This window comes from Gammaproteobacteria bacterium, from assembly GCA_036383255.1.
GTDB lineage: Bacteria > Pseudomonadota > Gammaproteobacteria > Natronospirales > REEB76 > DASUBN01.
In genome coordinates this window covers 12,599-34,602 of sequence record DASVOS010000004.1, presented here as the reverse complement: position 1 = coordinate 34,602, position 22,004 = coordinate 12,599, and the positions used below count along the sequence as shown (strand labels likewise).

Annotated in this window: 25 protein-coding genes and 1 riboswitch; of the genes, 6 read left to right on the top strand and 19 right to left on the bottom strand. The window is 67.7% G+C overall.

Features of this window, described 5'->3' with window-relative positions:
* Positions 1–44: 44 nt before the first annotated feature.
* From VF651_01165 to VF651_01135, 7 genes are all read right to left on the bottom strand, one after another.
* The gene (locus VF651_01165; GenBank protein ID HEX7964298.1) at positions 45–221 is read right to left on the bottom strand and encodes a sigma factor-like helix-turn-helix DNA-binding protein; all 177 of its coding nucleotides are present in this window, start codon (positions 219–221) and stop codon (positions 45–47) included.
* Between the two features lie 94 nt (positions 222–315).
* Positions 316–1,125: a hypothetical protein gene (locus VF651_01160; GenBank protein ID HEX7964297.1), complete on the bottom strand. Its 810-nt coding sequence runs from the start codon at positions 1,123–1,125 to the stop codon at positions 316–318.
* A gap of 71 nt (positions 1,126–1,196) precedes the next feature.
* Positions 1,197–2,069, bottom strand: coding sequence for an RNA polymerase sigma factor RpoH (rpoH, locus tag VF651_01155; protein HEX7964296.1), 873 nt, complete (start codon positions 2,067–2,069; stop codon positions 1,197–1,199).
* Positions 2,070–2,181: 112 nt separating this feature from the next.
* Positions 2,182–3,144, bottom strand: a complete 963-nt coding sequence (ftsX, locus tag VF651_01150; GenBank protein ID HEX7964295.1) for a permease-like cell division protein FtsX — start codon at positions 3,142–3,144, stop codon at positions 2,182–2,184.
* Positions 3,128–3,808 carry a cell division ATP-binding protein FtsE gene (ftsE, locus tag VF651_01145; protein HEX7964294.1) on the bottom strand — a complete coding sequence of 227 codons (681 nt, stop codon included), beginning with the start codon at positions 3,806–3,808 and terminating at the stop codon, positions 3,128–3,130. The genes ftsX and ftsE overlap by 17 nt, the downstream gene beginning before the upstream one ends.
* 4 nt (positions 3,809–3,812) lie before the next feature.
* Entirely contained in the window at positions 3,813–4,715 is a 903-nt protein-coding gene (gene ftsY, locus VF651_01140; protein HEX7964293.1) for a signal recognition particle-docking protein FtsY, read from the bottom strand.
* Between the two features lie 102 nt (positions 4,716–4,817).
* Positions 4,818–7,097 (bottom strand): hypothetical protein, encoded by a 2,280-nt coding sequence (locus tag VF651_01135; GenBank protein ID HEX7964292.1) that lies wholly within the window; start codon positions 7,095–7,097, stop codon positions 4,818–4,820.
* Between the two features lie 89 nt (positions 7,098–7,186).
* On the opposite strand from VF651_01135, the gene rsmD reads away from it, so the two are divergent.
* From rsmD to ggt, 4 genes are all read left to right on the top strand, one after another.
* A complete protein-coding gene (gene rsmD, locus VF651_01130; GenBank protein HEX7964291.1) occupies positions 7,187–7,768 on the top strand; it encodes a 16S rRNA (guanine(966)-N(2))-methyltransferase RsmD in 582 nt (193 codons plus the stop codon).
* A 34-nt stretch (positions 7,769–7,802) separates the two neighbouring features.
* Positions 7,803–8,282, top strand: coding sequence for a pantetheine-phosphate adenylyltransferase (gene coaD / locus VF651_01125; protein ID HEX7964290.1), 480 nt, complete (start codon positions 7,803–7,805; stop codon positions 8,280–8,282).
* A gap of 5 nt (positions 8,283–8,287) precedes the next feature.
* Entirely contained in the window at positions 8,288–8,539 is a 252-nt protein-coding gene (locus tag VF651_01120) for a YfhL family 4Fe-4S dicluster ferredoxin (protein HEX7964289.1), read from the top strand.
* A 158-nt stretch (positions 8,540–8,697) separates the two neighbouring features.
* The gene (gene ggt, locus VF651_01115; GenBank protein ID HEX7964288.1) at positions 8,698–10,359 is read left to right on the top strand and encodes a gamma-glutamyltransferase; all 1,662 of its coding nucleotides are present in this window, start codon (positions 8,698–8,700) and stop codon (positions 10,357–10,359) included.
* Positions 10,360–10,420: 61 nt separating this feature from the next.
* On the opposite strand, the gene VF651_01110 is transcribed toward ggt, so the two are convergent.
* From VF651_01110 to VF651_01080, 7 genes are all read right to left on the bottom strand, one after another.
* Positions 10,421–10,951 carry a DUF6580 family putative transport protein gene (locus VF651_01110; protein HEX7964287.1) on the bottom strand — a complete coding sequence of 177 codons (531 nt, stop codon included), beginning with the start codon at positions 10,949–10,951 and terminating at the stop codon, positions 10,421–10,423.
* An 11-nt stretch (positions 10,952–10,962) separates the two neighbouring features.
* Positions 10,963–11,625, bottom strand: a complete 663-nt coding sequence (locus VF651_01105; protein HEX7964286.1) for an ATP-binding protein — start codon at positions 11,623–11,625, stop codon at positions 10,963–10,965.
* 12 nt (positions 11,626–11,637) lie between these two features.
* Complete coding sequence (locus VF651_01100; GenBank protein ID HEX7964285.1) at positions 11,638–13,524, bottom strand: TonB-dependent receptor; 1,887 nt, start codon at positions 13,522–13,524, stop codon at positions 11,638–11,640.
* 129 nt (positions 13,525–13,653) lie between these two features.
* Positions 13,654–13,862: riboswitch (cobalamin riboswitch) on the bottom strand.
* Between the two features lie 83 nt (positions 13,863–13,945).
* On the bottom strand, positions 13,946–14,515 hold the full coding sequence (locus tag VF651_01095; protein ID HEX7964284.1) for a hypothetical protein: 570 nt from the start codon (positions 14,513–14,515) through the stop codon (positions 13,946–13,948).
* Between the two features lie 76 nt (positions 14,516–14,591).
* Entirely contained in the window at positions 14,592–15,365 is a 774-nt protein-coding gene (locus VF651_01090; protein ID HEX7964283.1) for an ABC transporter ATP-binding protein, read from the bottom strand.
* The gene (locus tag VF651_01085) at positions 15,362–16,348 is read right to left on the bottom strand and encodes an iron ABC transporter permease (GenBank protein ID HEX7964282.1); all 987 of its coding nucleotides are present in this window, start codon (positions 16,346–16,348) and stop codon (positions 15,362–15,364) included. The genes VF651_01090 and VF651_01085 overlap by 4 nt, the downstream gene beginning before the upstream one ends.
* A gap of 1 nt (position 16,349) precedes the next feature.
* On the bottom strand, positions 16,350–17,015 hold the full coding sequence (locus VF651_01080; protein ID HEX7964281.1) for an HAD family hydrolase: 666 nt from the start codon (positions 17,013–17,015) through the stop codon (positions 16,350–16,352).
* 68 nt (positions 17,016–17,083) lie between these two features.
* Between VF651_01080 and VF651_01075 the strand changes: the two genes are divergently transcribed.
* Complete coding sequence (locus VF651_01075; protein ID HEX7964280.1) at positions 17,084–17,647, top strand: RNA pyrophosphohydrolase; 564 nt, start codon at positions 17,084–17,086, stop codon at positions 17,645–17,647.
* 153 nt (positions 17,648–17,800) lie between these two features.
* On the opposite strand, the gene VF651_01070 is transcribed toward VF651_01075, so the two are convergent.
* From VF651_01070 to VF651_01050, 5 genes are all read right to left on the bottom strand, one after another.
* Positions 17,801–18,310 (bottom strand): GNAT family N-acetyltransferase, encoded by a 510-nt coding sequence (locus tag VF651_01070; GenBank protein HEX7964279.1) that lies wholly within the window; start codon positions 18,308–18,310, stop codon positions 17,801–17,803.
* 302 nt (positions 18,311–18,612) lie between these two features.
* A complete protein-coding gene (locus VF651_01065; protein ID HEX7964278.1) occupies positions 18,613–19,338 on the bottom strand; it encodes a hypothetical protein in 726 nt (241 codons plus the stop codon).
* Between the two features lie 44 nt (positions 19,339–19,382).
* Positions 19,383–20,204: an FTR1 family protein gene (locus tag VF651_01060; protein HEX7964277.1), complete on the bottom strand. Its 822-nt coding sequence runs from the start codon at positions 20,202–20,204 to the stop codon at positions 19,383–19,385.
* 12 nt (positions 20,205–20,216) lie between these two features.
* Complete coding sequence (locus VF651_01055) at positions 20,217–20,549, bottom strand: cupredoxin domain-containing protein (GenBank protein ID HEX7964276.1); 333 nt, start codon at positions 20,547–20,549, stop codon at positions 20,217–20,219.
* A gap of 217 nt (positions 20,550–20,766) precedes the next feature.
* The gene (locus VF651_01050) at positions 20,767–21,180 is read right to left on the bottom strand and encodes a CopD family protein (protein ID HEX7964275.1); all 414 of its coding nucleotides are present in this window, start codon (positions 21,178–21,180) and stop codon (positions 20,767–20,769) included.
* Positions 21,181–21,296: 116 nt separating this feature from the next.
* On the opposite strand from VF651_01050, the gene VF651_01045 reads away from it, so the two are divergent.
* Entirely contained in the window at positions 21,297–22,004 is a 708-nt protein-coding gene (locus VF651_01045; GenBank protein ID HEX7964274.1) for a DUF6776 family protein, read from the top strand.

Genomic DNA, 22,004 nt, shown 5'->3' with positions numbered 1-22,004 from the left:
CTGGCTCTTGCCGGGCTTTCTTTTTCTGACTCCGTTCAGGCTTCTTAAGCCATCACCGTCCGTAGCCTCTTGATGGCGTTGTTCTCGATCCGCCGCACCCGCTCCGCGGAGATGTGGTACTTGTCCGCCAGCTCCTCGAGCGTGGCCTTGCCCTCGTCCAGCCAGCAGCGCTGCAGGATGTGCGGCTGCGCTCGGGCGTGCTCGAGATGTGCTTTGCTCAAGTCATGCCGCTCTAGGATCTCGACTCTCGCGCCGACCCCAGTAGTAATGAAAAAGCCCGGCTCATGCTGGGCTTTTGCTTCGGACAGGTACCTCTCAGTTAACGATCTTGCAATTCTGGAACGCGATCGTGGTCGATGCAGTGGATTGGGCGACCCCGGGCATGTTCAGGGTGATCTTGTTCACCATGGTTGCGGGGACCTGTAGGGAACCCAGTTTCTGATAGGTCACTGACATGCTCGAGTCGAAGTGCTGGGGCCCCTGGGTCATCCGCGTCTTGCTGCCCTGAACAGTCAGCTTCCCGCCGGGCAGGGGCGCGTAGTCCGCATCCGAGACGATGCTGGTGCCGTTGATGTTGGCTTCCTGGTGGGTCCGGCGGCCGTCGATGGTGTCTGTGGTGTCAACCCCGCCCAGCCGGTAGCGGACGATCCACTTTTTCCCGTCGTGGGTCACGCTGGTGAGTTCGGGCGTGGTGTCCATGTATTCGTTGAACAAGCCAGAGATCATCTGGTCCACGCCCTGCACTTGCTTGTCGAACCCGGCCTTCATTTCCGCGATGCCTTGCTTGACCTGGGCGGGATCGGCGAGGCCTTCTTCGCTCAGCATCGTGATGTCCATTATGGGATTGTGGATGGACAGGCCCTTATCCGGATCCACCGTCAGGCTGTAGCTGTCCACGTCTTCCTTGAGCTGAAGTGAACCCTCATGGCCTAGCAGGATCTGCTTCACGTAAGCCACTGATGCGTTCACGGTGCTGGCGGACACATGGCAGGTGAAGCTCTTGTAGGCGTGCGGATCGAACTGGTAATACCCCTGCCGCAGGGTCTCGTACTGTTGGGTCATGCTGGGGTCCGCCAGCGCGGGCGCCGATAGTATGACGAGCAACAGGTAATGCAGTTTCTTCATGACATCCCCCTTTCCTACATAACAAAAAGCCCGGCGGAAGCCGGGCTTTAAGTGTTCCATATTCCGGGACGTCAGGCCATCACCGTCCGTAGCTTCTTGATGGCGTTGTTCTCGAGCTGGCGCACCCGCTCCGCGGAGATGTGGTACTTGTCCGCCAGCTCCTGGAGCGTGGCCTTGTCCTCGTCCAGCCAGCGTCGCTGCAGGATATGGCGGCTGCGCTCGTCCAGGCCCGTGAGGGCGTGCTCGAGACGCGCCTCGCTGCGGTCCTCGAAGTCCTGCCGCTCGATGGACGCTGCCGGATCGGACGCCTCGTCCGCAAGGTAAGTCACCGGCGCCACGCTCACGCTGTCCTCATCCTCGCTCTCGGGAGTGAGGTCGAAGCCGATGTCCTGGCCCGCCAGGCGCGACTCCATCTCCAGCACTTCCTCGGGCGAGACCTTCAGGTCCTTGGCGATGGCTTCCACCTCGGCGGCGTTCAGCCAGCCCAGGCGCTTCTTGGACTTGCGCAGGTTGAAGAACAGCTTGCGCTGGGCCTTGGTGGTGGCCACCTTCACGATGCGCCAGTTCTTCAGGATGTATTCGTGCATCTCGGCCTTGATCCAGTGCACGGCGAAGGACACGAGGCGCACGCCCACCTTGGGGTCGAAGCGCTTCACGGCCTTCATGAGGCCGATGTTGCCTTCCTGGATGAGGTCGCCCAGGGGCAGGCCGTAGCCCAGGTAGCCCCGGGCCACGTGCACGACGAAGCGCAGGTGGTGCAGCACCAGCTGGCGGGCCGCCTCCACGTCCTGTTCGTCGTGGAAGCGCACGGCCAGTTCCTTCTCCTGCTCCGGGGTGAGCACGGGGATACCGTGCACGGCCTGGACATAGGCATCCAGGCTGCCCACGGGGCTGACTGCCAGCTCCTGGCGGACCGGGACGAGAGTGGCGGTATTCGTAGCCATCTTGGGCCTCCTCTTCATGGACTTCATATTAGCACTCGCCGGATTAGAGTGCTAACCCAGTCAGAAGTTCCATGGAAAGAGGCGCTGTAAGTATCTGTTACGGAAAGGATATTCAGCTAGGTTCGATAGCCCGCAGGTGCCTGGCCACAGCCAGCCAGGAGCCTATCCAGCCCAGCACCGCTCCACCGGCTATAAGCCCCAAGGCGCCCAGGAACCCCAAGCCCTGGAGTGCATAAGCACTGCCGTAAAGCCCCGCCAGGCGGCTGACTGGGGCTGCCACGAGGCTCACCGCCAGGGCCACCAATATGCAGGCGATGAGCCCTCCGGCGAAGCCATACCAAGCCCCGTGGTAGAGGAATGGGCGGCGGATGAAGGGATCCGTGGCCCCCAGCAGTTTGCTCACTTCTATCTCGGTGCGCCGCCCGCCGATCTCAAGGCGGATGGTGTTACCCACCACGAACATCACGGCCAAGGCCAGGAGAGCGGCCAGGATGTCCGTGACCCGGCGCACGATGTCCAGGATGGCGGTGAGCCGCCGCAGCCACTGCAGGTCCAGGCGCACCTGGTCCACCGCCGGGTTGCCCGCGAGCTGATGCTGCAGGGCCTCGGCGGCCTCCGGGTTTGCATCCTTGGGCCGCACCACCAGCACCGCCGGCAGCGGGTTCTTGTCGAGGACCGCCACCGCGTCGCCGAAGCCTGAGAGTTTCTTGAACTCCCCGAGCGCCTGGTCTGCGCTGATGTAGTCCACTTGGTCCACGCCGTCCATACGCCGTACCTTCGCGGCCAGGGCCTGGGCATCCGCGTCGCTCACGTTCGCCTTGAGGTAGACCGAGACCCGCGCCGCGCCTTCCCAGGAGCCGCTCACTTGCCGCGCGTTGCCCACCAGTACCTGCATGGCGGCGGGCAGGGAGAGGGCGATGCCGATCACCGCCGCGGTCATGAGGCTGGTCCCGGCGTTGCGGTAGAGGCGCCCCAGGCTCGTGACCGCCACGCGCGCGTGGTCCCGGCCCCAGGCCCTGAGGCCAGCCTTCAGGCCCGCCGCGGCGGCGCCGCGGGGTTCACGGGGCGATGCCATGGGCCTCCCCCGTGTCGGCGATGTGGCCGCCCTTGAGGTTGAACACGCGCGCCGCGAACTGCTCCACCAAGCCGCGGTCGTGGCTCGCCACCAACACCGTCACCCCTACCTGGTTCATGCGCTTGAAGAGTTGCATGATCTCGAGGGAAAGGTCCGGGTCCAGGTTGCCGGTGGGCTCGTCGGCGATGAGGATGGGCGGGCGGTACACCACGGCGCGGGCGATGCCCACCCGCTGCTGCTCGCCGGTGGAGAGCGTCATGGGCAAGGCCCGCTCCTTGTGCAAGAGGCCCACCAGGTCCAGGGCTGCCCGCACCCGCTTGTGGATCTCCGGCAGGTCGGTGCCGGCGATGACCAGCGGCAGCGCCACGTTGTCGAACACGCTGCGGTCGTCCAGGAGCTTGTGGTCCTGGAACACCATGCCGATCTGGCGGCGGTAGAAGGGCAGCTGGCGGCGCTTGATGCCCGCGAGGTTCTGGCCGTTCACCACGATCTGGCCGCGGCTCGGCCGCTCTATCAACGCCACGAGTTTCAGGAGCGTGCTCTTGCCGGCGCCGGAAGGGCCGGTGAGGAAGGCCATCTCGCCGCGCTCCACGTCGAACGAGACCTCGGCCAGGGCTTCGTTGCCCCCGGCGTAGCGCTTGCCCACCCCTTGGAAACTTATCATCCGCTTATCCTACCAGCGCTTCGGCGAAAGCCCTGGGATCGAACTCCGTAAGGTCCTCCGCCGCCTCGCCGATGCCGATGAAGCGGATGGGGATGTGGAAACGGGCCGCGGCCGCCAGCACCACGCCGCCCTTGGCGGTGCCGTCCAGCTTGGTGACGGCGAGGCCGGTGACGCCCACTGCCGCATGGAATTCCTCGATCTGGCGCAGCGCGTTCTGGCCCAGTCCCGCGTCCAGCACCAGCAGCTTCTCGTGGGGCACGCCGTCGCCGAACTTGCCCAGCACCCGGTTCACCTTCTTGAGCTCGTCCATGAGGCCGGCCTGGGTGTGCAGGCGCCCGGCGGTGTCCACCATGAGCAGGTCCGCGCCGCGCGACTTGGCCGCCTGGTAGGCATCGTGGGCCACCGCCGCCGGGTCCGCGCCGGGCCCTTGAGCGATGACCGGCACGCCTTGGGCGGAGCCCCAGAGCTGCAGCTGCTCCACCGCGGCGGCGCGGAAGGTATCACCCGCTGCCAGCATCACGCTGAGCTTCTTCGCCTTGTAGCGCTGCGCGAGCTTGCCGAGCGTCGTGGTCTTGCCCACCCCGTTCACGCCCAAGGCCAATAGCACGAAGGGCTTATGGCCCGCCGGTATCGCCAAGGGCTGGGCCACCGGCACCAGCAACGCCGTGAGTTCTTCTATCAGCGCGGTCTTCAGCGCCGCCGCGTCGGGCAGGCGTTGCGCACGGAACTTCTCCATGATCTGCCGGCTGGTTTCGACGCCCACGTCGCCGGTGATGAGGCGCGTCTCCAGCTCCTCCAGCAGCGCCTCGTCCACGGGACCCGCGAAGGAGGCGAGCCAGCCCACGCCGCGATTGAGGCGGGACTTGAGGCGGGCGAAGAGGCCGGGCTTGGAGTCGGATGGCGTCACGGGTCGCAGCGTCCGGGGCAGGCGGGCAGGTTAACGCAGCGGTGGATGACGGACAAGAAAAAGGGGCGAGCCCTGAGGCTCGCCCCTTTCATTTCCGCTATGTCACTTCACCAGCGTGGTGCTGAGGAACGTGTTGTCGGTGATCACGGTGGAAGGCGCGCCTGCCAGCGTGGTCACGAACAGGGTCGCCGTCTCCGTCTGCATCTCGGTGGTGACGGCCACGAACCCGGCCTTGTCCGCAGTGGCCACGCCGTCCGGCGGCGTGGGGTCGAGGATCGAGCCGTGGTCGCCCGTGGTGAACTGAGCCAGGGTCGGAGCGCCCGCCGCGATGGCATTGTTGCCGAGGGCGCTCACCGGCGTCGTGATCCCCATCTGTGCGATCAGCACGTCGGTAGCGCTGTTCGGGACCACCGTGTCCGGCGGCGAGGAGGCATTGGCGCCACCCACCACCTCGATCATGTGGATCAGGTGACCGGCGGCCGCGGCAGCCGCGTAGTTGGCCGGGTCGCCGTCCTCCACCACCGCCTGGGCCTCGGAATAGAAATCGAAGTAAGCCTGGCTGTTCTGCACCAGACCCTGCTCGGCGAGGCCCTGGTCGATGATCGGACCGAAGGTCGGCGACTTGCGCAGGAGCTCGGCGATGTGGCCGCCGGGCGCTGCGAGCACCGCCGCCGATATCTTGGGGGCGGTGGCGGTCAACTGGGCCGCGGCGCTGTCCGCACCGAGGAAATCGATGCCGACGATGCCGCCCAGGGAGTGGCCCACGAAGAACACCTTGCTGTCATCGAAGATGTTGACCGTGGAGGGCGGCGTGATCGCCGACAGGTTGGGCAGCGTCGCCACCAGGTTGATGAGGTCCGCTGCGCCCTCACGCAGGTTGTCACGGGAAGTGAGGGTACTGTTCAGGTTGATGAACCAGGCGCCGGAGCCGTCGATGCCGCCGTCCGCCCCGGAGGCGCCGCTGGCGTTGTCCTGCAGGTCCATGTCGAAGGTGCGTTCCGACACGGCAGCGGTGAACAGGGGCGCCGCCGCAGTGCCGGTGAACAGCTGGTTCTTGTAGAACGGATCGGTCTTGTCGGTGACGCCGTGCAGCGGCAGGTCGATGGCCATCACGGCATTGCAGAAGGTCGGGGCACCGCCCACCGCGAGGGCCGAAGCGATCGCCAGCATGTCCTCACGGTTGCGGGTGATGCCGTGCTGGAAGATCGCTACCGGCCAGCCGCTGCCGGGCATGGCGCAGCCGCTGCCCGCCAGGGGCACGGCCACCAGGATCGGGATCACGTTGTGGGCGCGGGTCTCGCGCGGCAGGAAGCTGGCAGAGCTGGCACCGATGCCGGTATCGCCGCCGTTCAGCTCGTTCTTCCAGGAGCCCGTGAGTGCCGCGGTCGGATGCGCGGCGTTCGGGATCGGGAGGTAGTAAGGCAGCGCCACGTCGCCGGCGAAGACCTCCACCAGGTCACCGCCAGGCACCGAGGCGGTGCAGGTGGCGGCGTCGGCCATCTGGCCGGCAGCCACCAACACCTGGCACACGGTCAGGCCCGTATCCACGATGGCGGTGCCGCTCTGGGTGGTGGCCTGGGCTTGGGCTGCCAGCAGCGCGAGGCTCACGCCCGCGTACTGGGTGCTGAAACTGAAGCTCACGGCGATCTTCTTCGGATCGATACCCTGCTGGGCAGCAACCGCCAGCTGCGGCAGCGTGAACAGCGCGACCTGGTCGAGCTGCGCGTTGCCTGTGGTGCCCATGGATCCGCCGGTCAGCACCGGCAGGTCCGCCTGCAGGATCGCGGAATAGTCCGCGCTCGCACTCACGTGCTTGCCGCTGGTGTCGGTGACGCCGTCCGTGACCACCACGAGGTAGGTGGCGGGCACCGGCGTGCTGCCGTTGATGGCGCTGGCCGCGAGCGGATGCAGCGGCTTGATGGTGACGATCTCGCCGCCGGCATCGATGCCGGGAGAGAGGCCGACGCTGTAGTCGGTGCCTTCCTGCAGCTTCGTGACCGTGCCGGTGGTCTTCACCGCCTTGGTGGAGACGTCGCTGTCCACCTTGAACACGGACACGTTAGCGGAGAGGGTGCTCTCCTTCACCTTGGCGGTGAAGTAGATGTTGATGTCGGACTGGGTGCCGTAGCCGTCCAGGTGGTTCAGCTCCAGCAGCGGGCCGTTCTGGCTCACCGCGGTGTCACCCGGGATGTTGAGCGTGCCGTCGGTGCTGCCGTTGAAGTACAGGTCGTTCGGGAAGGGCATCATGCCGCCGAGCGGCGTGAAGCGGGCCTGGAACCCAGCATTCGGGTTCGGGCTGGGCGTGGTGGAGTCGCTGCTGGACACGCAGGCGGTCAGCGGCGCGACGACGGCGAGGAACGCGGCAAGACGGCGGATTTTCACAGGTTTTTTCTCCCCAAACGGAAAGGTTAGGGTACGCTGCCCTCCCTCGGACTGGCAAGACAGGCAACCCCCTAGGCAGGCCCCCACCAATGCCCACCAGCAGGCACAACCCCGGGCGGGGGTACCGCAACGAGTTCCGCATCATCGCCGGCCAATGGCGGCGGCGCAGGCTGCATTTCCCGGACCTGCCCGGCATCCGCCCCTCCCCGGACCGTGTGCGCGAGACCCTGTTCAACTGGCTGCAGGGCCGGGTGGAGGGCGCCCGTTGCCTGGACCTGTTCGCCGGCAGCGGCGCGCTGGGCCTTGAGGCCCTGTCGCGGGGCGCCGCCCAAGTGGTGTTCGTGGACCAGGAGCGCGCGGCGGCGGCGGCGATCCGCGAGCACCTCGCCCTGCTCGGCGCCGCGGGCGGCACGGTGGAACACGCCGAGGCGCTCGTCTGGCTCGCACGTGAACCCGTACCCTTCGACCTCGTGTTCCTGGATCCGCCGTTCGATGCGGACCTGCTGCCGGCAGTGTGCGCGCGTCTCGCCGAGGGCTGGCTCAAGCCCGGTGCCTGCGTGTACGTGGAGCACGCGGCGGAGCGCGAGGTGCAGCCGCCGGAGGGATGGCGCGTGCTGCGCGCGAGCCGCGCAGGCCGCGTCGCGTATGCGCTGTGGTCAGCCGGGCCCTGAGGCCGGTGTATATTAAGGAATCACGGAGACCCGCATGGCGAGCATCCTCTATCCCGGCACCTTCGATCCCATCACCAACGGCCACGCCGACATCGTGCGCCGCGCCGCGCGCATGTTCGAGCGGGTGGTGGTGGCGATCGCCGCCAACCCCGGCAAGGCACCCGCCTTCCCGCTGGAGACCCGCGTGCGTCTCGCCAAGGAGGTGCTGGGCGACGTCAAGAACCTCGAAGTCGTCGGTTTCACCGAGCTCACGGTGGAGTTCGCCCGCAAGCACAAGCTCATCGCCATCCTGCGCGGCCTGCGCGCCGTCTCGGACTTCGAGTTCGAGTTCCAGATGGCGGCCATGAACCGGCACCTGGGGCCGGAGGTGGAGACCATCTTCATGACGCCCGCCGAGCAGTACACCTTCATCTCCTCGAGCCTGGTGCGCGAGATCGCCATGCTGGGCGGCGACGTGTCGCAGTTCGTCCATCCCGCGGTGCAGACCGAGTTGAAGCACCTCAAGAAACGCTGAAGTCCATGGCCCTCAAGATCACCGACGCCTGCATCAACTGCGACGTGTGCGAGCCGGAGTGCCCGAACGACGCCATCTCCCAGGGTCCCGAGATCTACGTCATCGACCCCAAGCGCTGCACCGAGTGCGTCGGCCACTTCGAGCAGCCCCAGTGCGTTCAGGTCTGCCCGGTGGACTGCATTCCTCTGGACCCGGAACACCCGGAGACTCGCGAGGAATTGATGATGAAGTACCGCAGTCTTACCGGTAAGCCTTAAAAGCTGCTGCGCTCGGCATGGCTTTGTTGCGCTTCGGACTCGCACTCGGTCACGTACATTAAGAGTACGCTCCCTCCTGCTCGCCTCGCGCGCCTCGCCCTGCCTTCGCTCGCGACGCTTTTAAGGAAATTTGTCAACTTACAACTATCGGGTAAGTCATGAAAATTCGTCTCGCCCTGCTGTCACTCATCCTCGTCGCGCTGCCGGCCTTCGCCGGCCCCAAGCCGCCCCAGGCGGCGGTGGCCAGCGCCCATCCGCTCGCCACCCGCGCCGGCATGGAGATCCTGGCGCAGGGAGGCAACGCCTTCGACGCGGCGGTGGCCGTGAGCGCGGCGCTCTCGGTGGTGGAGCCCTACAGCTCCGGCATCGGCGGCGGCGGCCTGTGGCTGCTGCACCGGGACAGCGACGGTTTCGAGACCCTGGTGGACGGGCGCGAGTGCGCGCCGGGCGCCGCCAGCGAGAAGATGTACCAGGACAAGGATGGCGACGTCATCCCGCGTGCCTCCATGGACGGCCCGCTCTCCGCCGCCATCCCCGGCATGCCGGCGGCGCTGGTCTACATGGCCAAGAAGTACGGCAAGCTCGGCCTCGCCGCGGACCTCGCGCCCGCCATCAAGCTCGCGCGGGAGGGTTTCCCCCTGGACCAGCGTTTCCATGACCGGTTGCAGGGCAAGCAGGACGTGCTCAAGCGCTGGCCCGCCGCCGCGGCGGTGTTCCTGGACGACGGTGAGGTGCCGGCGGTGGGCTGGCTGCTGAAGCAGCCCGACCTCGCTGAGACCTTCGAGCTCCTGGCGAAGGACGGCGATGCGGGTTTCTACCAGGGCAAGCGTGCACGACAGATGGTGGATGGCGTGCGCGCGGCCGGCGGCATCTGGAGCCTGGATGACCTGAAGGGATACAAGGTGGTGGAGCGCAAGCCGCTCGTGGGCGACTACCACGGCATGCACGTGGTTTCGCCGCCGCCGCCGTCCTCCGGCGGCGTGGTGCTGATCGAGATCCTCAACATCCTCGCGGGCTATGACCTGGGGCACCTGGACCGCACCGCGCGTGACCACTATGTCCTCGAGGCCATGCGCTACGCCTACCACGACCGCGCCGATTACCTCGGCGACCCGGACTTCGTGCAGATGCCGCTGCGCCTGCTCATGAGCCCGGACTACGCCGCGGGCCTGCGCGCCACCATCCTGCCGGACAAGGTCACACCCTCCAGTGCGCTCACCTCCGTGAGCATGCCGCAGCTCGGCAACAATACCACCCACTACTCGGTGCTGGACAAGGACGGCAACCGCGTCTCCGGTACCGTGACGGTGAACTTCAGCTTCGGCTCCAGCTTCATGGCGCCGGGCACCGGCGTGGTACTGAACGACGAGATGGACGACTTCTCCTCCAAGCCCGGCACGCCCAACGGCTACGGCCTGGTCGGCAACTCCGCCAACGCCATCGCGCCCCACAAGCGTCCGCTCTCCAGCATGACGCCGAGCTTCCTGGAGACCAAGGACGGCGTCGCCATCTTGGGTACCCCCGGCGGCAGCCGCATCATCACCATGGTGCTCTTGGGCGCGCTGGACTTCTACGACGGCGGCGACGCCAAGGACATCGTGTCCCTGCCGCGCTTCCACCACCAATACCTGCCGGACCAGGTGGAGTACGAGCACGGCGCGCTCAGCGATGCGGAGGTCTCGGCGCTGCAGAAGATGGGCTACAGCCTCGCCGACCATGGCAGCTGGGGCAACATGCAGGCCATCACCTGGGACTACAAGTCAGGGAAGGTGGTTGCGGCTTCTGACCCGAGGGGCATCGGCACGGCGGAAGTGCACTAAGAATCCAGACGAAGAAGACCCCGCATCGGCGTCGGCCAGTGCGGGGTTTTTCTTTTGCAGCTCAGGCCGGGCTTGGGACGCCGTCCTCCCGCAACACTTGGAACCGCTGTTCCAATAGCGCAAATCCGCCGAACAGCACCAGGCAGTAGAACCCGTCGCCCAGCAGCGTGTTCCAGAAGAAGGGCAGGCCGGCCGCGTAGCAGTCCATCAGGCCCGCCAAGCTCTGCGGATACTTCGTGCTACCAGGCCAGACAGCGAAGTTGGTGACGGCGAAGAACAGCAGCGAGGCCGAGACGCTCGCCCCAGCGATATGCCAGGCCGTGCGGCGGCGGCGCAACAGCCGCCCCATGGCCACGATCAGCGCGAAGCTCCCGTAGATCCAACCCATGCCCGCGTACAAGCCCAGCACCAGGTCGCTGAGCAGCAGCGCCGCGCACGGCATCAGGAAGGCCAGGCGGCGGTCCGCGAACTGCGCGCCGCCGAACAGGGCCAGCGCCCCGATGGGAGCGAAGTTGTAAGGGTGCGGCACCAGCCGGCTCATGGCCGCCGCCAGGATCATGGCGGCCAACACCTCATGTCTTGGTTTCAACATGTGCAGCTCCTTCATGCAGGCAACAGGTCATGGAACCAGAAGCCGTCGCGGCACACCGTCTCGCCCGGGGAGAAGCGCACCGGATGCCTGAACGCCGGCCCGTCGAACACGAAGGTATGGAACTCGCCGTTCTCCCCGCAGGGATCGACGCCTGGAGGCAGTTCCTCCAGGAACCGCTCGTCCATGACCCGGCCGGCGAAGCTCGGGTCGAGCTTGGCGGGATCCACGCACACCACCACGGTGCGGAAGCCGAGGGCGATGAACTCCCGGATCAACTCGCACGTGTCACGGCCCCATATCGGGTAGACGCCATGCATGCCTTGGGTGGCCAGCATCTTCTCCCGGTAAGCGCGGATGTCCTCCAGGAACAGGTCGCCGAAGGCGACTTCGTTCACTCCGCGGGACTGGTAGTAGGCGAGGGCGCGCCCCATCTCCGCTTCATATTGGGAATTGTCTGCGCCCCTGGATATCCCCACTTGCTGCAGCGGCAAGCCGAGAGCCTCGGCCTGCCGCTGCAGCAGTTCACATCTCACGCCATGCATGCTGATCCGTCCGTAGTCGCGGGTCACGGTGGTCAGCAGGGCTTCCACGCGCCGCTTCCCCGAGCGCTGCAGCTCCCGGAGCGCCATGCAGCTGTCCTTGCCGCCGCTCCAGGACATCAGTACCGGTTCCACGCCGATCCCCGCTCAGTGGCTGCTGTATTCCAACTGCAGGAACAGTGAGCGCCCGGCGGTGTTGTAGCCGTTGGCGGTCTGGTATTGCTTGTCCAGCAGGTTGTCCACCCGCAGCAGCAGGCCGAAGCCGGACCCCAAGTTCCGGCGCACGCTCGCGCCCAGCAGCCCATAGCCGCCGTCCGTCACCGGCAAGCCGAAATTGAAGTCGCCGTCCGGGCGCGGGCCCGTGAGCAGGAGGTTCAGGCCTGCGCTGGTCACGCCGTCGTGCCAGGCGAGGCTCGAGGTGAGCGTGCGCTTGGCGCGGCGCGGCAACGTGGTGCCCGTGTCGGTGTTGCGCGGGTCCTGGATGATGGCGTCGCTGCGCCAGTTCCAGGCACCGAAGTCCAGCAAGTAGGTCAGTTCCACGCCGCGCACGCGGACGTGGCCCACGTTCTGCAGCGCGCCGCCGAAGGTCCCGCTGGGCACGAACAGGATCAGGTCCTCAAGCGTGTCCTGGAAGAGGCTCACGTCGAGCTCCTGGGAAGCGCCGAACTTCTGGCGCAGGCCCGTCTCCAGGTTGCGGGAGGTCTCGGGCTGAAGGCCCGTATTGCCGCCGAAGCCGAAGCGCTCCGCCGCGGTGGGCGCGCGGAAGGCGGTGCCGGCGCCGGCGGTGAGCTTGGTGGCGGCGGAGAGATCGTAGCCGTAGTCCACGTTCCAGGTGAAGTGGTTGCCGAACTCCTGGTCGTGGGTGTCGCGGCCCGCCAGCACGAGGCGGTGGGCGCCGAGGCCGAGGTCGTCCTCGGCGTAGAGCGCGTTCACGCGATGGCTCTCGTCGTAGGGAGTGCCGAACGAGAGGGTGGAGGTATGCTCCGCCTCGGTGTAGAGGCCCAGCGTCAGTAGCTGATCGTCCGACACGCTGAGGTCGTTCTGCCAGTCCACCGCATTGCGCTGGGTGTGCACGAAGTCCGGCGCCGCCGGGAAGTTGAACGGGTCCACCTGGCGCTGGTCGATCTCGTCCAGCATGTGGTTCACGTGCAGCTGGCTCAGCCAGGCCTCCGTGGGATGGCCGCTCAGGCCCGCGTCCGTGACGGCGTCCTGGAAGCCCTCATCGAACGGGATGAGGTCGAAGGGGAAGGTGAAATCGTTCGGGTCGAAGCTGGTGTACTGGGTGTCGCCCTTGCTCTGCCAGTGGTCCAGCGAGAGCTTCACGCCGCCGAGCTGGGTGCGGCCGTCGAGCTTCAGGGTACGGTCCCGGTTGCCGCTGTCGAACGCGGTGCCCGCCACCGCCGGGAAGCCGGTGGTGTGGTAGTCGTCGGCGCTGATGCCAAGGCTCGATCCGCCCTCGCCGTAGCTCACGCCGCCGCCGGCGTCGTAGGTGCTGTAGCGCCCGCCGCCCAGGTGCGCGTCGTAGTGCAGGCCCTGGGCGGCCTTGCGGGTGATGATGTTGACGACGCCGCCGATGGCGTCGGAGCCGTACAGCGCCGAGCGCGGGCCCTTCACGATCTCGATGCGCTCCACGTCGCTAAGGCGGATGTTCTGCAGCGCCGAGCCGAAGCCGCTGTCCGGGTTGATCTTCACGCCGTCGATCATGACCAGCGTATGGAAGCTGTTGGTGCCCCGCAGGAACAGCGACTGGGGCTGGCCGGGGCCGCCGTTCTGGGCCACGTCCAGGCCCGCGTACTGGCGCAGCACCGCGCCCACGTCCTGGCCCTGGGCCAGTTCCAGCTGCTCGGGGCCGATGACGATCACCGGCGCCACCTGTTCGTCCGCGATCAGCGGGGTGCGGGTGGCGGTGGTGCTGACGGTGCCGAGCTGCACGGTGTCCGGGCTCACCGTATCCGGTGAGCCATCGGCGAAGGCGGTGACGGACAGGGACAGGAGCAGCGCCACGGCGCCGCCCAGCTTGAGCGAAGTTTGCATGTGTCTCTCCCACGCAGCACGCCCGCTGCGCGAAACGCTTCAGAGGAAACCGGCGTCGTGGGGAGAGAAGGCGAGGGAGCGATGGCGCGACCCGCGCGCATCGCCCACCGCAATGCCGGACTTGGGAGCTTGTGGCTCCCTCCTGCAGGCCGGTCTCCGGGCTCGCGAGCGGGATTTGCATCCCTGGGTGTCCCGCCTTCCCGCGCTCGAGAGCGCAGTGGCTTCATGGGGCACCTTGTCTCGCCTACCGTTGCGGGGGCAGCGCCGGAATTATCCCGAAGGATGCACCGGCTTCCCGACGCCGCCGTGAAGCGGACGCCTGAAGGCGAAGGAACTCTAGGGAGGGAGAGGGAAAGAGTCAAGCACCAAACAAAAAGCCCTGCCAGTGGCAGGGCTTCCTGTCGGCATTCGGAGCGGATGCCTACAGCGTCGCGTAGGCCTTCCCGCTCTGGATGTTCTCGAACACTTTGTGGGCGATGTCCGCCGCCTGCTTCTCGCCGGTGGCGAAGTCCTTCGGGTTGTTGATCACCACGTTGAGCTTGTAGCCGCCCTCGAAGGTGCCGAGCATCACCTCCAGCGAGTCGAAGCGCGGGGTGATGTCGCCGTAGAACGAGCCTGGCATGAAGCCGTCGGCCGGGTGGAACTGCGGCTGCTTGATGTTGCCGGAGAACAGGTTCTTGGCCTGCTTCTGGTCGTCCGCCAGCGCCTTGCCGGTGTCGGGGTACTTGTCGCCCTTCTCGATCTGCAGCAGGGCCACGGTGGTGTTCTTGGCGTCCTTGTACGCGCAGATGGTCTTGGGCGCGCTGTCGGCGGACATGCGGTTCGCCTCCACCGTGCCGCCGAGGATGGCGGAGACCTCCTCGCCACCCGCCGCGTAGCAGGCCGCGACGGCCTTCTTCACGTCCGGGTTGGGAGCGGAGTCCGGCGAGCAGCCGGCGGCGAGCAGGGCGGCGGCCGTGAGCCACGGCAGGGTGCGGAGGAGTCGGGTCATCGTTCAGGCCTCATGGTCTGGATGGAAGGAAAGCCCCTAGGACAGCGGCCAAGGATACCGTATCGGGCCGCCTGAATCAGCCCGCGATGAAGGCCCGCCCGCCGGCCCAGGGCAGCGCCGTGACCGGGGTGCGGTAGAGGCGGGTCAGGTTCTCGGCGGTGAGCGCCCGTTCCGAGCTGTCGAACAGCGCCTCTCCGCCGCCGAACAGCATCAGGATGCCGCTGCAGAAGCGCGCCGCCAGGTTGATGTCGTGCAGGCTCATCAGCACCGCGCGGCCTTCGTTCCCGGCGAGGCGCCGCAGCAGGCCGAGCAGCGCCATCTGGTGCTGCAGGTCGAGCTGGTGGGCCGGCTCGTCCAGCAGGAACACCTGCGGGTCCTGCGTCAGCACGGTGGCGATGTCGAGCCGGCGCCGCTCGCCGCCGGAGAGCGCGGTCTGCGCCCGCTGCTCCAGGCCCTCGAGCCCGGCGCTCTTGAGCGCGCGCCGCGCGATGGCGACATCGCGGTGGGATTCCCAGCGCCAGAAGTCGAGGTGCGGATGCCGGCCGATGAGCGCGGTCTCCAGCACCGTGGCCGGCAGGCTGTCCTCCGGCTGTTGCATCAGCAAGCCGAGCTTTTGCGCCACGCGCCTGCGCGGCTGGCCCGTGAGCGGCGCGCCGTCCAACAGCACCTCGCCGGCCGCGGGCACCCTCAGTCCCGCGAGGGTGTGCAGCAGCGTGGTCTTGCCCACGCCGTTGCCGCCCAGGAGGCCGATGCACTCGCCGGCGGCGAGGCTGAAGTCGAGGCCGCGGCACACCTGCTTGCCGGCGATCTCCACCGTGAGGCCGCGTGCCTGAAGGAACGGCGCACTCACAACGGGCCCCGCGCGCGGTTGAGCAGGTACAGGAACAGCGGCACGCCGAGCGCCGCGGTCACCACCCCCACCGGCAGCTGGCGCGGCGCGGCCACGGTGCGGGCGAGCGTGTCGGCGAGCATCAGCAGGCAGCCGCCCAGCAGCACCGCGCCTGGCAGCAGGCGCCTGTGGTCGCCGCCGGCCAGCATGCGGAACATGTGCGGCACCACCAGGCCCACGAAGCCGATGGCGCCCGCTTCCGTCACTGCCACGGCGGTGAACAGCGAGGCACCGGTGTAGATGGCGAGGCTCAAGGGGCGCACCGCGATCCCTAGCGCCTCGGCCAGCGTCTCGCCGCGCGCGAGCACGTTGAGCTGCCGCGCGAACGGCCAGCACACCGCGAGGCCGAGCGCGAGCATGGCGAGCGCGAGCCTGCCGCCGGGCTGGTAGGAGAAGTCGCCCATCAGCCAGAAGATCATGCTGTGCAGGCTGGCGTCGCTGCCCATCACCAGCAGCAGGCTGATGGCCGCACCCCAGCCGGCCGCCACGGCGATGCCCGTGAGCAGGAGCCGGGTCGGCGTCCAGCCGCCGCGGCCATGGGCGAGCGCGAACACCAGCAGCGTCGAGAGCAGCGCTCCCGCGAAGGCGCCGCCGTTCACCCAGAGTCCCGCGAGGCCCAGCAGGAAGGCGCCGAGTGCGCCCACCGCGGCGCCGCCGGAGACGCCGAGGATGTAGGGGTCCGCCAGCGGGTTGCGCAGCAGCACCTGCATGAGCGTGCCGGCGAGCGCGAGCAGCCCGCCCACCGCGAATGCGCTGAGCGCGCGCGGCAGGCGCAGCTCCATCACCACGGTGCGGCTCAGGTCATCGCCGCCGCCCGTGAGTACGGTCCATAGCTCATGCCAGGAGAGAGAGGTGCTGCCCACCGCGAGCGAGACGCCGAAGGCCACGAGCACGAGCGCCAGCAGCGCGGGCAGCCAGGCGAGGAGCGCGGCACGCTGCTGCATGTCAGGCCGCCGCGCGCCGCAACGTGAGCACGGGCCAGCCGCGCTCGTCGGCCACGCGCGTGAGCACTTCGTCCGGGTTCACCGCCACCGGATGGTCCACCCGCTCCAGCAGCGGCAGGTCGTTGTGCGAGTCGGAGTAGAACCAGGTCTCCTGCGCCGCCGCGCCGGAGTGCGCGAGCCAGGCCTCGAGCTTGGCGACCTTGCCTTCGCGGAAGCAGGGTGGACCCGCCACCCGGCCGGTGAAGCGCGGGCCGTCCCGCTCAGGTTCGGTGGCGATGAGGTGCGGCACGCCGAGCTCGGCGGCGACGGGAGCGGTGATGAAGCTGTTGGTGGCGGTGATGATGGCGAGCACGTGGCCCGCCTCGCGGTGGTGCGCCAGCAGCGCGCGCGCCGCCTCGGGGATGCGCGGGCGCACCCATTCGCCGAGGAACCGTGTGCGCCATCCCTCCAGCCGTTCCGGCGTGTTGTCGCGCAGGGGCTTGAGGCCGAAGGCCAGGAACTCATGGATGTCGAGCCGGCCGGCGCGGTACTCGGCCATGTAGCGCGCACCCTCGCGCCGGTACTCCTCCGGGTCCACCGCGCCCTCGCCCACCAGGAAGCGGCCCCACAGGGCGTCGCTATCGCCGTCCAGCAGCGTGTGGTCGAGGTCGAAGAGCGCGAGTTTCACGGGCGGATTGTAGCGTAAGGCCCCGTGCGGCTTTGCCGGAGCTGCGGCTTTGTGGAAGACTCACGCCCATGGGCATCCAGCAGCATGCGGACGGGACGGTGATCGACGCGGAGGGCTTCCGCGCCAACGTCGGCATCATCCTCTGCCATGCCGACGGCCGCCTGTTCTGGGCGCGGCGTGTGGGGCGCGCCGGCTGGCAGTTCCCGCAGGGGGGCATCCACGCCGGCGAGACGCCGGAGCAGGCGCTGTACCGCGAGCTGGAGGAGGAGGTGGGCGTGAAGCCCGAACAGGTGCAGCTCATCGGCGCCACCCGCGACTGGCTGCACTATCGCCTGCCGCCGCGCTACCAGCGCCATGACACCGAGCCCAAATGCATCGGCCAGAAGCAGCGCTGGTTCCTGCTGCGCTTCCGTGACCCGGAGCCGAAGGTGCGCTTCGACGCGGGCCCCGAACCCGAGTTCGACGACTGGCGCTGGGTGGACTACTGGCACCCCCTGAGCGAGGTGATCTTCTTCAAGCGCGCGGTATACCGGGATGCGCTCACGGAACTCGCGCCCGCGCTGTTCCCCCAGGGAGCGCCGCCGGCTCCGGTGGTGCGGCGCGTCGCGCGCCGCCGGCGCAGCAAGCGCTAGACTTCCGCTGCCAGCTTCTTGAGCGGCTCGCCCGTGAGCCGGTTGATCCGTATTTATCTCTGCAAACGCCACTTCCATGTAGCGTTTGCAGACTCGGCGAGTCCGGTACAGGCCCGGACTCGCCTCCGTTGAATCAAGCACTACGTGCTTGATTCACGCACGGTGCGTCCCTGCACCGTCTTCTGCCGCTAGGCGTTTCAGTGGTTCTCCAGTCAGTCTGTTTATCTTCCAGCTCTCCATCATCTTCGCGCCCAGGCCCTGGTAGAACTTGATGGCCGGCGCGTTCCAGTCCAGCACCGCCCACTCGAAGCGTCCGCAGCCGCGTTGCAGCGTGAGCGCGGCGAGGTGCGCGAGCAGCCGGCGGCCGATGCCTTTGCCGCGCAGCTCCGGCTTCACGTACAGGTCCTCGAGGTAGATGCCGGGCTTGCCGAGGAAGGTGGAGAAGTTGTGGAAGAACAGCGCGAAGCCGGCGGGTTTGCCGGCATGCTCGGCGATCACGCATTCCGCCGAGGGACGGGCGCCGAACAGCGCAGCCTTGAGGTCCGCCTCGGTGGCCGTGACCTCATGCAGCAGCTTCTCGTACTCAGCCAGCTCCCGGATGAGGGAGAGGATCAGCGGCACGTCGGCCGCGGTGGCGGGACGGATGCAGGTGGTGTCGGACATGGCACTCTCCTCGAACAGGACGCCATTATCCACCCTCGGCGGCATGAAGCCTCGGGCCAGATGTATCAATGTGGGTAGGCCAGGCGAAAGAAGACTGCCTGCAAGTTAGGTAAAGGGATTTTGCCTTCTTTGAAGAAGACTCACGACGAGAAGAAGACTCGCTCGTCGCGGATTAACTCCGCGACGAGCGTGCAAGGAAAAGCCAGGGGCCGGCGCATCGCGCCGGGCGAGCGGCCAGGAAGGCTGCTCAGGGCTTTCTCGCGGAGCAGGACTGCGCAGCGAGAAAGGCTTTTCCGTATAAATCAGTTGAATTCGTACTCGATGCGGAAAACCAGCGTCCGGTCCGCGGCGCCGCGGTTCAGGCCCACCAGGAATGCGGCGCTGAACTCGAATTCGTCGCCGCCGGCGGTCGGGATCTCGCCGTACAGCGCCGGTCCGATCTGGCGGCTGTCGTCCGCCGGGCGGTAGTACGCCTCCACGGCAGGCGCCAGGTGTGACTCCGTGCGGTAGATGCCGGCGTAGGTGGCGCGGAACTCGTAGCGTCCCTCGGCGCCGCCGCCCACCTGCTTCTCCCAGATGAGGTTGAGCCGGTGGTTGAAGGGGCCGGCCTGCTTCTCGAACAGCGGGCCGAACTCCACCACGCCCGGCTCACCCGGCAGCGCGTTGTACTCGTAGGAGGCGATGAACCCCAGGTCCGCCCAGTACTGGCCCTGGGTGGTGAGCTGGAAGATGTTCTCGAACTCGTAGCCTTCCAGCGTGTTGGCGCCGCCGGGCGCGCGCTCGTAGCTGCCGAGATACACCTCGGCATGCCACCAGGGCGTGAAGGCATGGGCCAGCGCTACGTTGTAGGCACGCTCGGTGTCCAGCGCCGGGTCGCCGTCGTACTGCTGGTGGCCGCGCACCTCCACCTCGCTCTGTCCGTCGGAGACGTAGGCGGAGTAGACGATGAAGTCGTCGGCCCGCGCCGCGGCGGCACCGGACAGTGCGGCGGCGGCGAGCAGGGCGGTCAGTAGCGGTCGGTTGAACATGCGTTTCCCCAAGACAAGACCTTTTAGTGCGTGACTTCGCGGCTTCAGGCCGGACGCGCGGCGCCGTCATGACGCCGGCTGGCCCAGCGCATGAGCGCCAGGATGAGGACCACGGTCCCCAGGTAGAACAAGATTTGGATGCCGGAAGGCCGCGCAGTGTACCCGATGAGGGTATGCAGCATCTTGCCCGCGGTGCTGGCTTGGTCCAGGAGACGTGAACTGTCCCACAGGCTGGTGCCGAGCGCCGGCAGGAGGCCCGCCTGGTTCAGGAAGCCCGCCGCCTGGGCCGCCAGGCCAGCGGCGATGAGCAGCACCAGCCAGCCCGTGACCCTGAAGAAATGCCTGAGCGGGATCCCCAGCAGCCCGAAGTACATCAGCGTGCCCACCGCCACGCCGGCGGCGAGGCCGGCCAGCCCGCCGAGCAGCATGCTGCCGTCGGAGCCGCCGGTGCCGATCGCCCACAGGAACAGCACCACCTCGGAGCCCTCGCGCATGACCGCGACCAGGGTGATCACCATGAGCGCGGTGAGCGGCTTGTTGCCGGCCTGCACCGCATGGCCCACGCTCCTCACCTCGGCCGCGAGCTCACGCCCGTGGGAGCTCATCCAGACGTTGTGCCAGGTCAGCATGCCGACCGCCGCCAGCAGCACCCCGGCGTTGAGGAGTGCCTGGCCGTTGCCCTCGAACGCGCCGGTGATGACGTCGGCGAAGGCCGCCACCAGCGCCGCGCCCGCGAGCCCGAGCCCGATGCCGGCGCTGACCCAGCGGCCGCGCCCGGCGATGCCCCGGCTCGCGCCCATCACTATCGCGACGATGAGCGCGGCCTCGATGACCTCGCGGAACACGATGATGGCGGTGGCGAGCATGAGGGTGCAGCTCTACCGCTTGGCGTCCACTATCACCCAGCCCTCGGACTGCTGGTGGAAGTCGTTGAAGAAGCGGTAGCGGCCCGGGTCGAGCGGGCCGATGAACAGCTTCACCTCGCGGTGCCCCGGCACCACGATCTCGCGCGAGAGGTCGGTGCTCTCGAACTCCGCCGGCAGGTCGTCGCCGTTCGCGATCAGGAGCTGCACCTTCACGCCCGCCGGTATATGGATCTCCGCCGGCGCGAAGGCCTGGTTCCTGATCTCGATGCGGATCGGCCCGTCCGCGAGCGCCGGCAGGGCGGCGAAGGCGAAGAGGGCGGCGGCGAGGGCGGCGCGGCGGATCATGACGGGCATCCTGGTTCGTTTCAAATGAGATTAATTCTCATTTGTAGTCTACCCTAAGAGAACCTAAATGACAATGATTCTCACTCGTGACTGTTGTCCGGAGGGGGCCGATATAAGGCGTCCGCGCGCCGCCATCACTCTACGCGCGCCCGGCCCCCGGACCGTTATCTACGAGAGGCGTCGGCGTGGACTACGCCCGTCCAGCGCAGCGCTCGCCTCACAGGGGCTTCAGTACCACCAGGAACAGCACCGCGAGCAGGATCAGCGCCGGCACCTCGTTGAAGATGCGGTAGAAGCGCGCGCTCTTCGCATTCTTGCCGGCGCGGAAGTCGCGCATCAGCTTGAAGCAGAGCATGTGGTAGATGAGCAGCAGCGCCACGAGACCGAGTTTCGCGTGCAGCCAGAGCGGCGCAGGCCACCACCAGCCGAACATCAGCCACAGTCCGAACACCACGCTGCCGATCGCGCCCAGGCTCATCATCATGAAGAGGCGCCGCTCCATCACCGTGAAGCGCGCGTGGCCCACTGCGTCGCGCGTGTCCGCGTGGTACACGAACAGCCGCGGCAGGTAGAACAGGCCGGCGAACCAGGAGATGACGAAGAACAGGTGCAGGGCTTTGACCCAGAGCATGCGGGGCCTCAGGCGTCGGACGGCCCGGTGCGGGCCGCGCCAATCCTAGCACCGCGGGGCGCTGGCGCCGTCCCCGGGCCGCGCGTAACATGGTCATTCGACTGGGGATTCCGTCCATGACCAGACTCGTCGTCAAGCACCACCGTCCGCACCGGACCTGGCTCGCCGTCACCGGCGGGTCGGCCGCCATGCTGCTGGCGCTGTGGGGCGCGTTCGCTTACGGCGAGTACCGCGCCGGCTACGACCGCCAGGCGGCGGTGGCGCTGCAGGACTCGCTCGACGACGCGCAGGAGCGCGCCGAGGCGCTCAACGACCAGATCACCGCGCTGCAACGCCAGCGCGACGTGGACCAGAGCGCACGCCAAGAGATCCAGGCCACCCTCGAGGAACTGCAGCGCAAGCAGTCCGACCTGCAGGAGGAGGTGGCCTTCTACAAGGGCATCGTCTCCCCGGGTGAAGGCGAACAGGGCCTCAGGGTCCAGAGCCTGCGCTTCGGCAACGGTGGCGCACCGCGGCTGTGGCATTACCGGCTGGTGCTGACCCAGGTACGCACCCGCGAGCTCAAGATCGCCGGCAGCGTCTACCTGAAGATATACGGCGTGCAGGACGGCAAGGCCGTGACCCTGGACGCGCGCGAGATCTCCCCCAGCGGCAAGGGCCCGGCCAGTTTCGCGTTCCAGTACTTCCAGAGCCTGGAGGGCGACGTGCTGCTGCCGCAAGGCTTTACGCCCGGGCGCGTGGAGGTCACCGCCCAGGAGAGCGGCCACCAGGCCGTGCAGCAGAATTTCGATTGGTCCGGCGGCTCCGGCGCCGTCACGTCATAG

Coding starts and splice junctions, on each gene's coding strand:
- VF651_01160 (HEX7964297.1), bottom strand. CDS start 1,125: ATGAAGAAACTGCATTACCTGTTGCTCGTCATACTATCGGCGCCCGCG.
- rpoH (HEX7964296.1), bottom strand. CDS start 2,069: ATGGCTACGAATACCGCCACTCTCGTCCCGGTCCGCCAGGAGCTGGCA.
- ftsX (HEX7964295.1), bottom strand. CDS start 3,144: ATGGCATCGCCCCGTGAACCCCGCGGCGCCGCCGCGGCGGGCCTGAAG.
- ftsE (HEX7964294.1), bottom strand. CDS start 3,808: ATGATAAGTTTCCAAGGGGTGGGCAAGCGCTACGCCGGGGGCAACGAA.
- rsmD (HEX7964291.1), top strand. CDS start 7,187: ATGCCCACCAGCAGGCACAACCCCGGGCGGGGGTACCGCAACGAGTTC.
- coaD (HEX7964290.1), top strand. CDS start 7,803: ATGGCGAGCATCCTCTATCCCGGCACCTTCGATCCCATCACCAACGGC.
- VF651_01120 (HEX7964289.1), top strand. CDS start 8,288: ATGGCCCTCAAGATCACCGACGCCTGCATCAACTGCGACGTGTGCGAG.
- ggt (HEX7964288.1), top strand. CDS start 8,698: ATGAAAATTCGTCTCGCCCTGCTGTCACTCATCCTCGTCGCGCTGCCG.
- VF651_01110 (HEX7964287.1), bottom strand. CDS start 10,951: ATGTTGAAACCAAGACATGAGGTGTTGGCCGCCATGATCCTGGCGGCG.
- VF651_01100 (HEX7964285.1), bottom strand. CDS start 13,524: ATGCAAACTTCGCTCAAGCTGGGCGGCGCCGTGGCGCTGCTCCTGTCC.
- VF651_01095 (HEX7964284.1), bottom strand. CDS start 14,515: ATGACCCGACTCCTCCGCACCCTGCCGTGGCTCACGGCCGCCGCCCTG.
- VF651_01085 (HEX7964282.1), bottom strand. CDS start 16,348: ATGCAGCAGCGTGCCGCGCTCCTCGCCTGGCTGCCCGCGCTGCTGGCG.
- VF651_01075 (HEX7964280.1), top strand. CDS start 17,084: ATGGGCATCCAGCAGCATGCGGACGGGACGGTGATCGACGCGGAGGGC.
- VF651_01070 (HEX7964279.1), bottom strand. CDS start 18,310: ATGTCCGACACCACCTGCATCCGTCCCGCCACCGCGGCCGACGTGCCG.
- VF651_01065 (HEX7964278.1), bottom strand. CDS start 19,338: ATGTTCAACCGACCGCTACTGACCGCCCTGCTCGCCGCCGCCGCACTG.
- VF651_01060 (HEX7964277.1), bottom strand. CDS start 20,204: ATGCTCGCCACCGCCATCATCGTGTTCCGCGAGGTCATCGAGGCCGCG.
- VF651_01055 (HEX7964276.1), bottom strand. CDS start 20,549: ATGATCCGCCGCGCCGCCCTCGCCGCCGCCCTCTTCGCCTTCGCCGCC.
- VF651_01050 (HEX7964275.1), bottom strand. CDS start 21,180: ATGCTCTGGGTCAAAGCCCTGCACCTGTTCTTCGTCATCTCCTGGTTC.
- VF651_01045 (HEX7964274.1), top strand. CDS start 21,297: ATGACCAGACTCGTCGTCAAGCACCACCGTCCGCACCGGACCTGGCTC.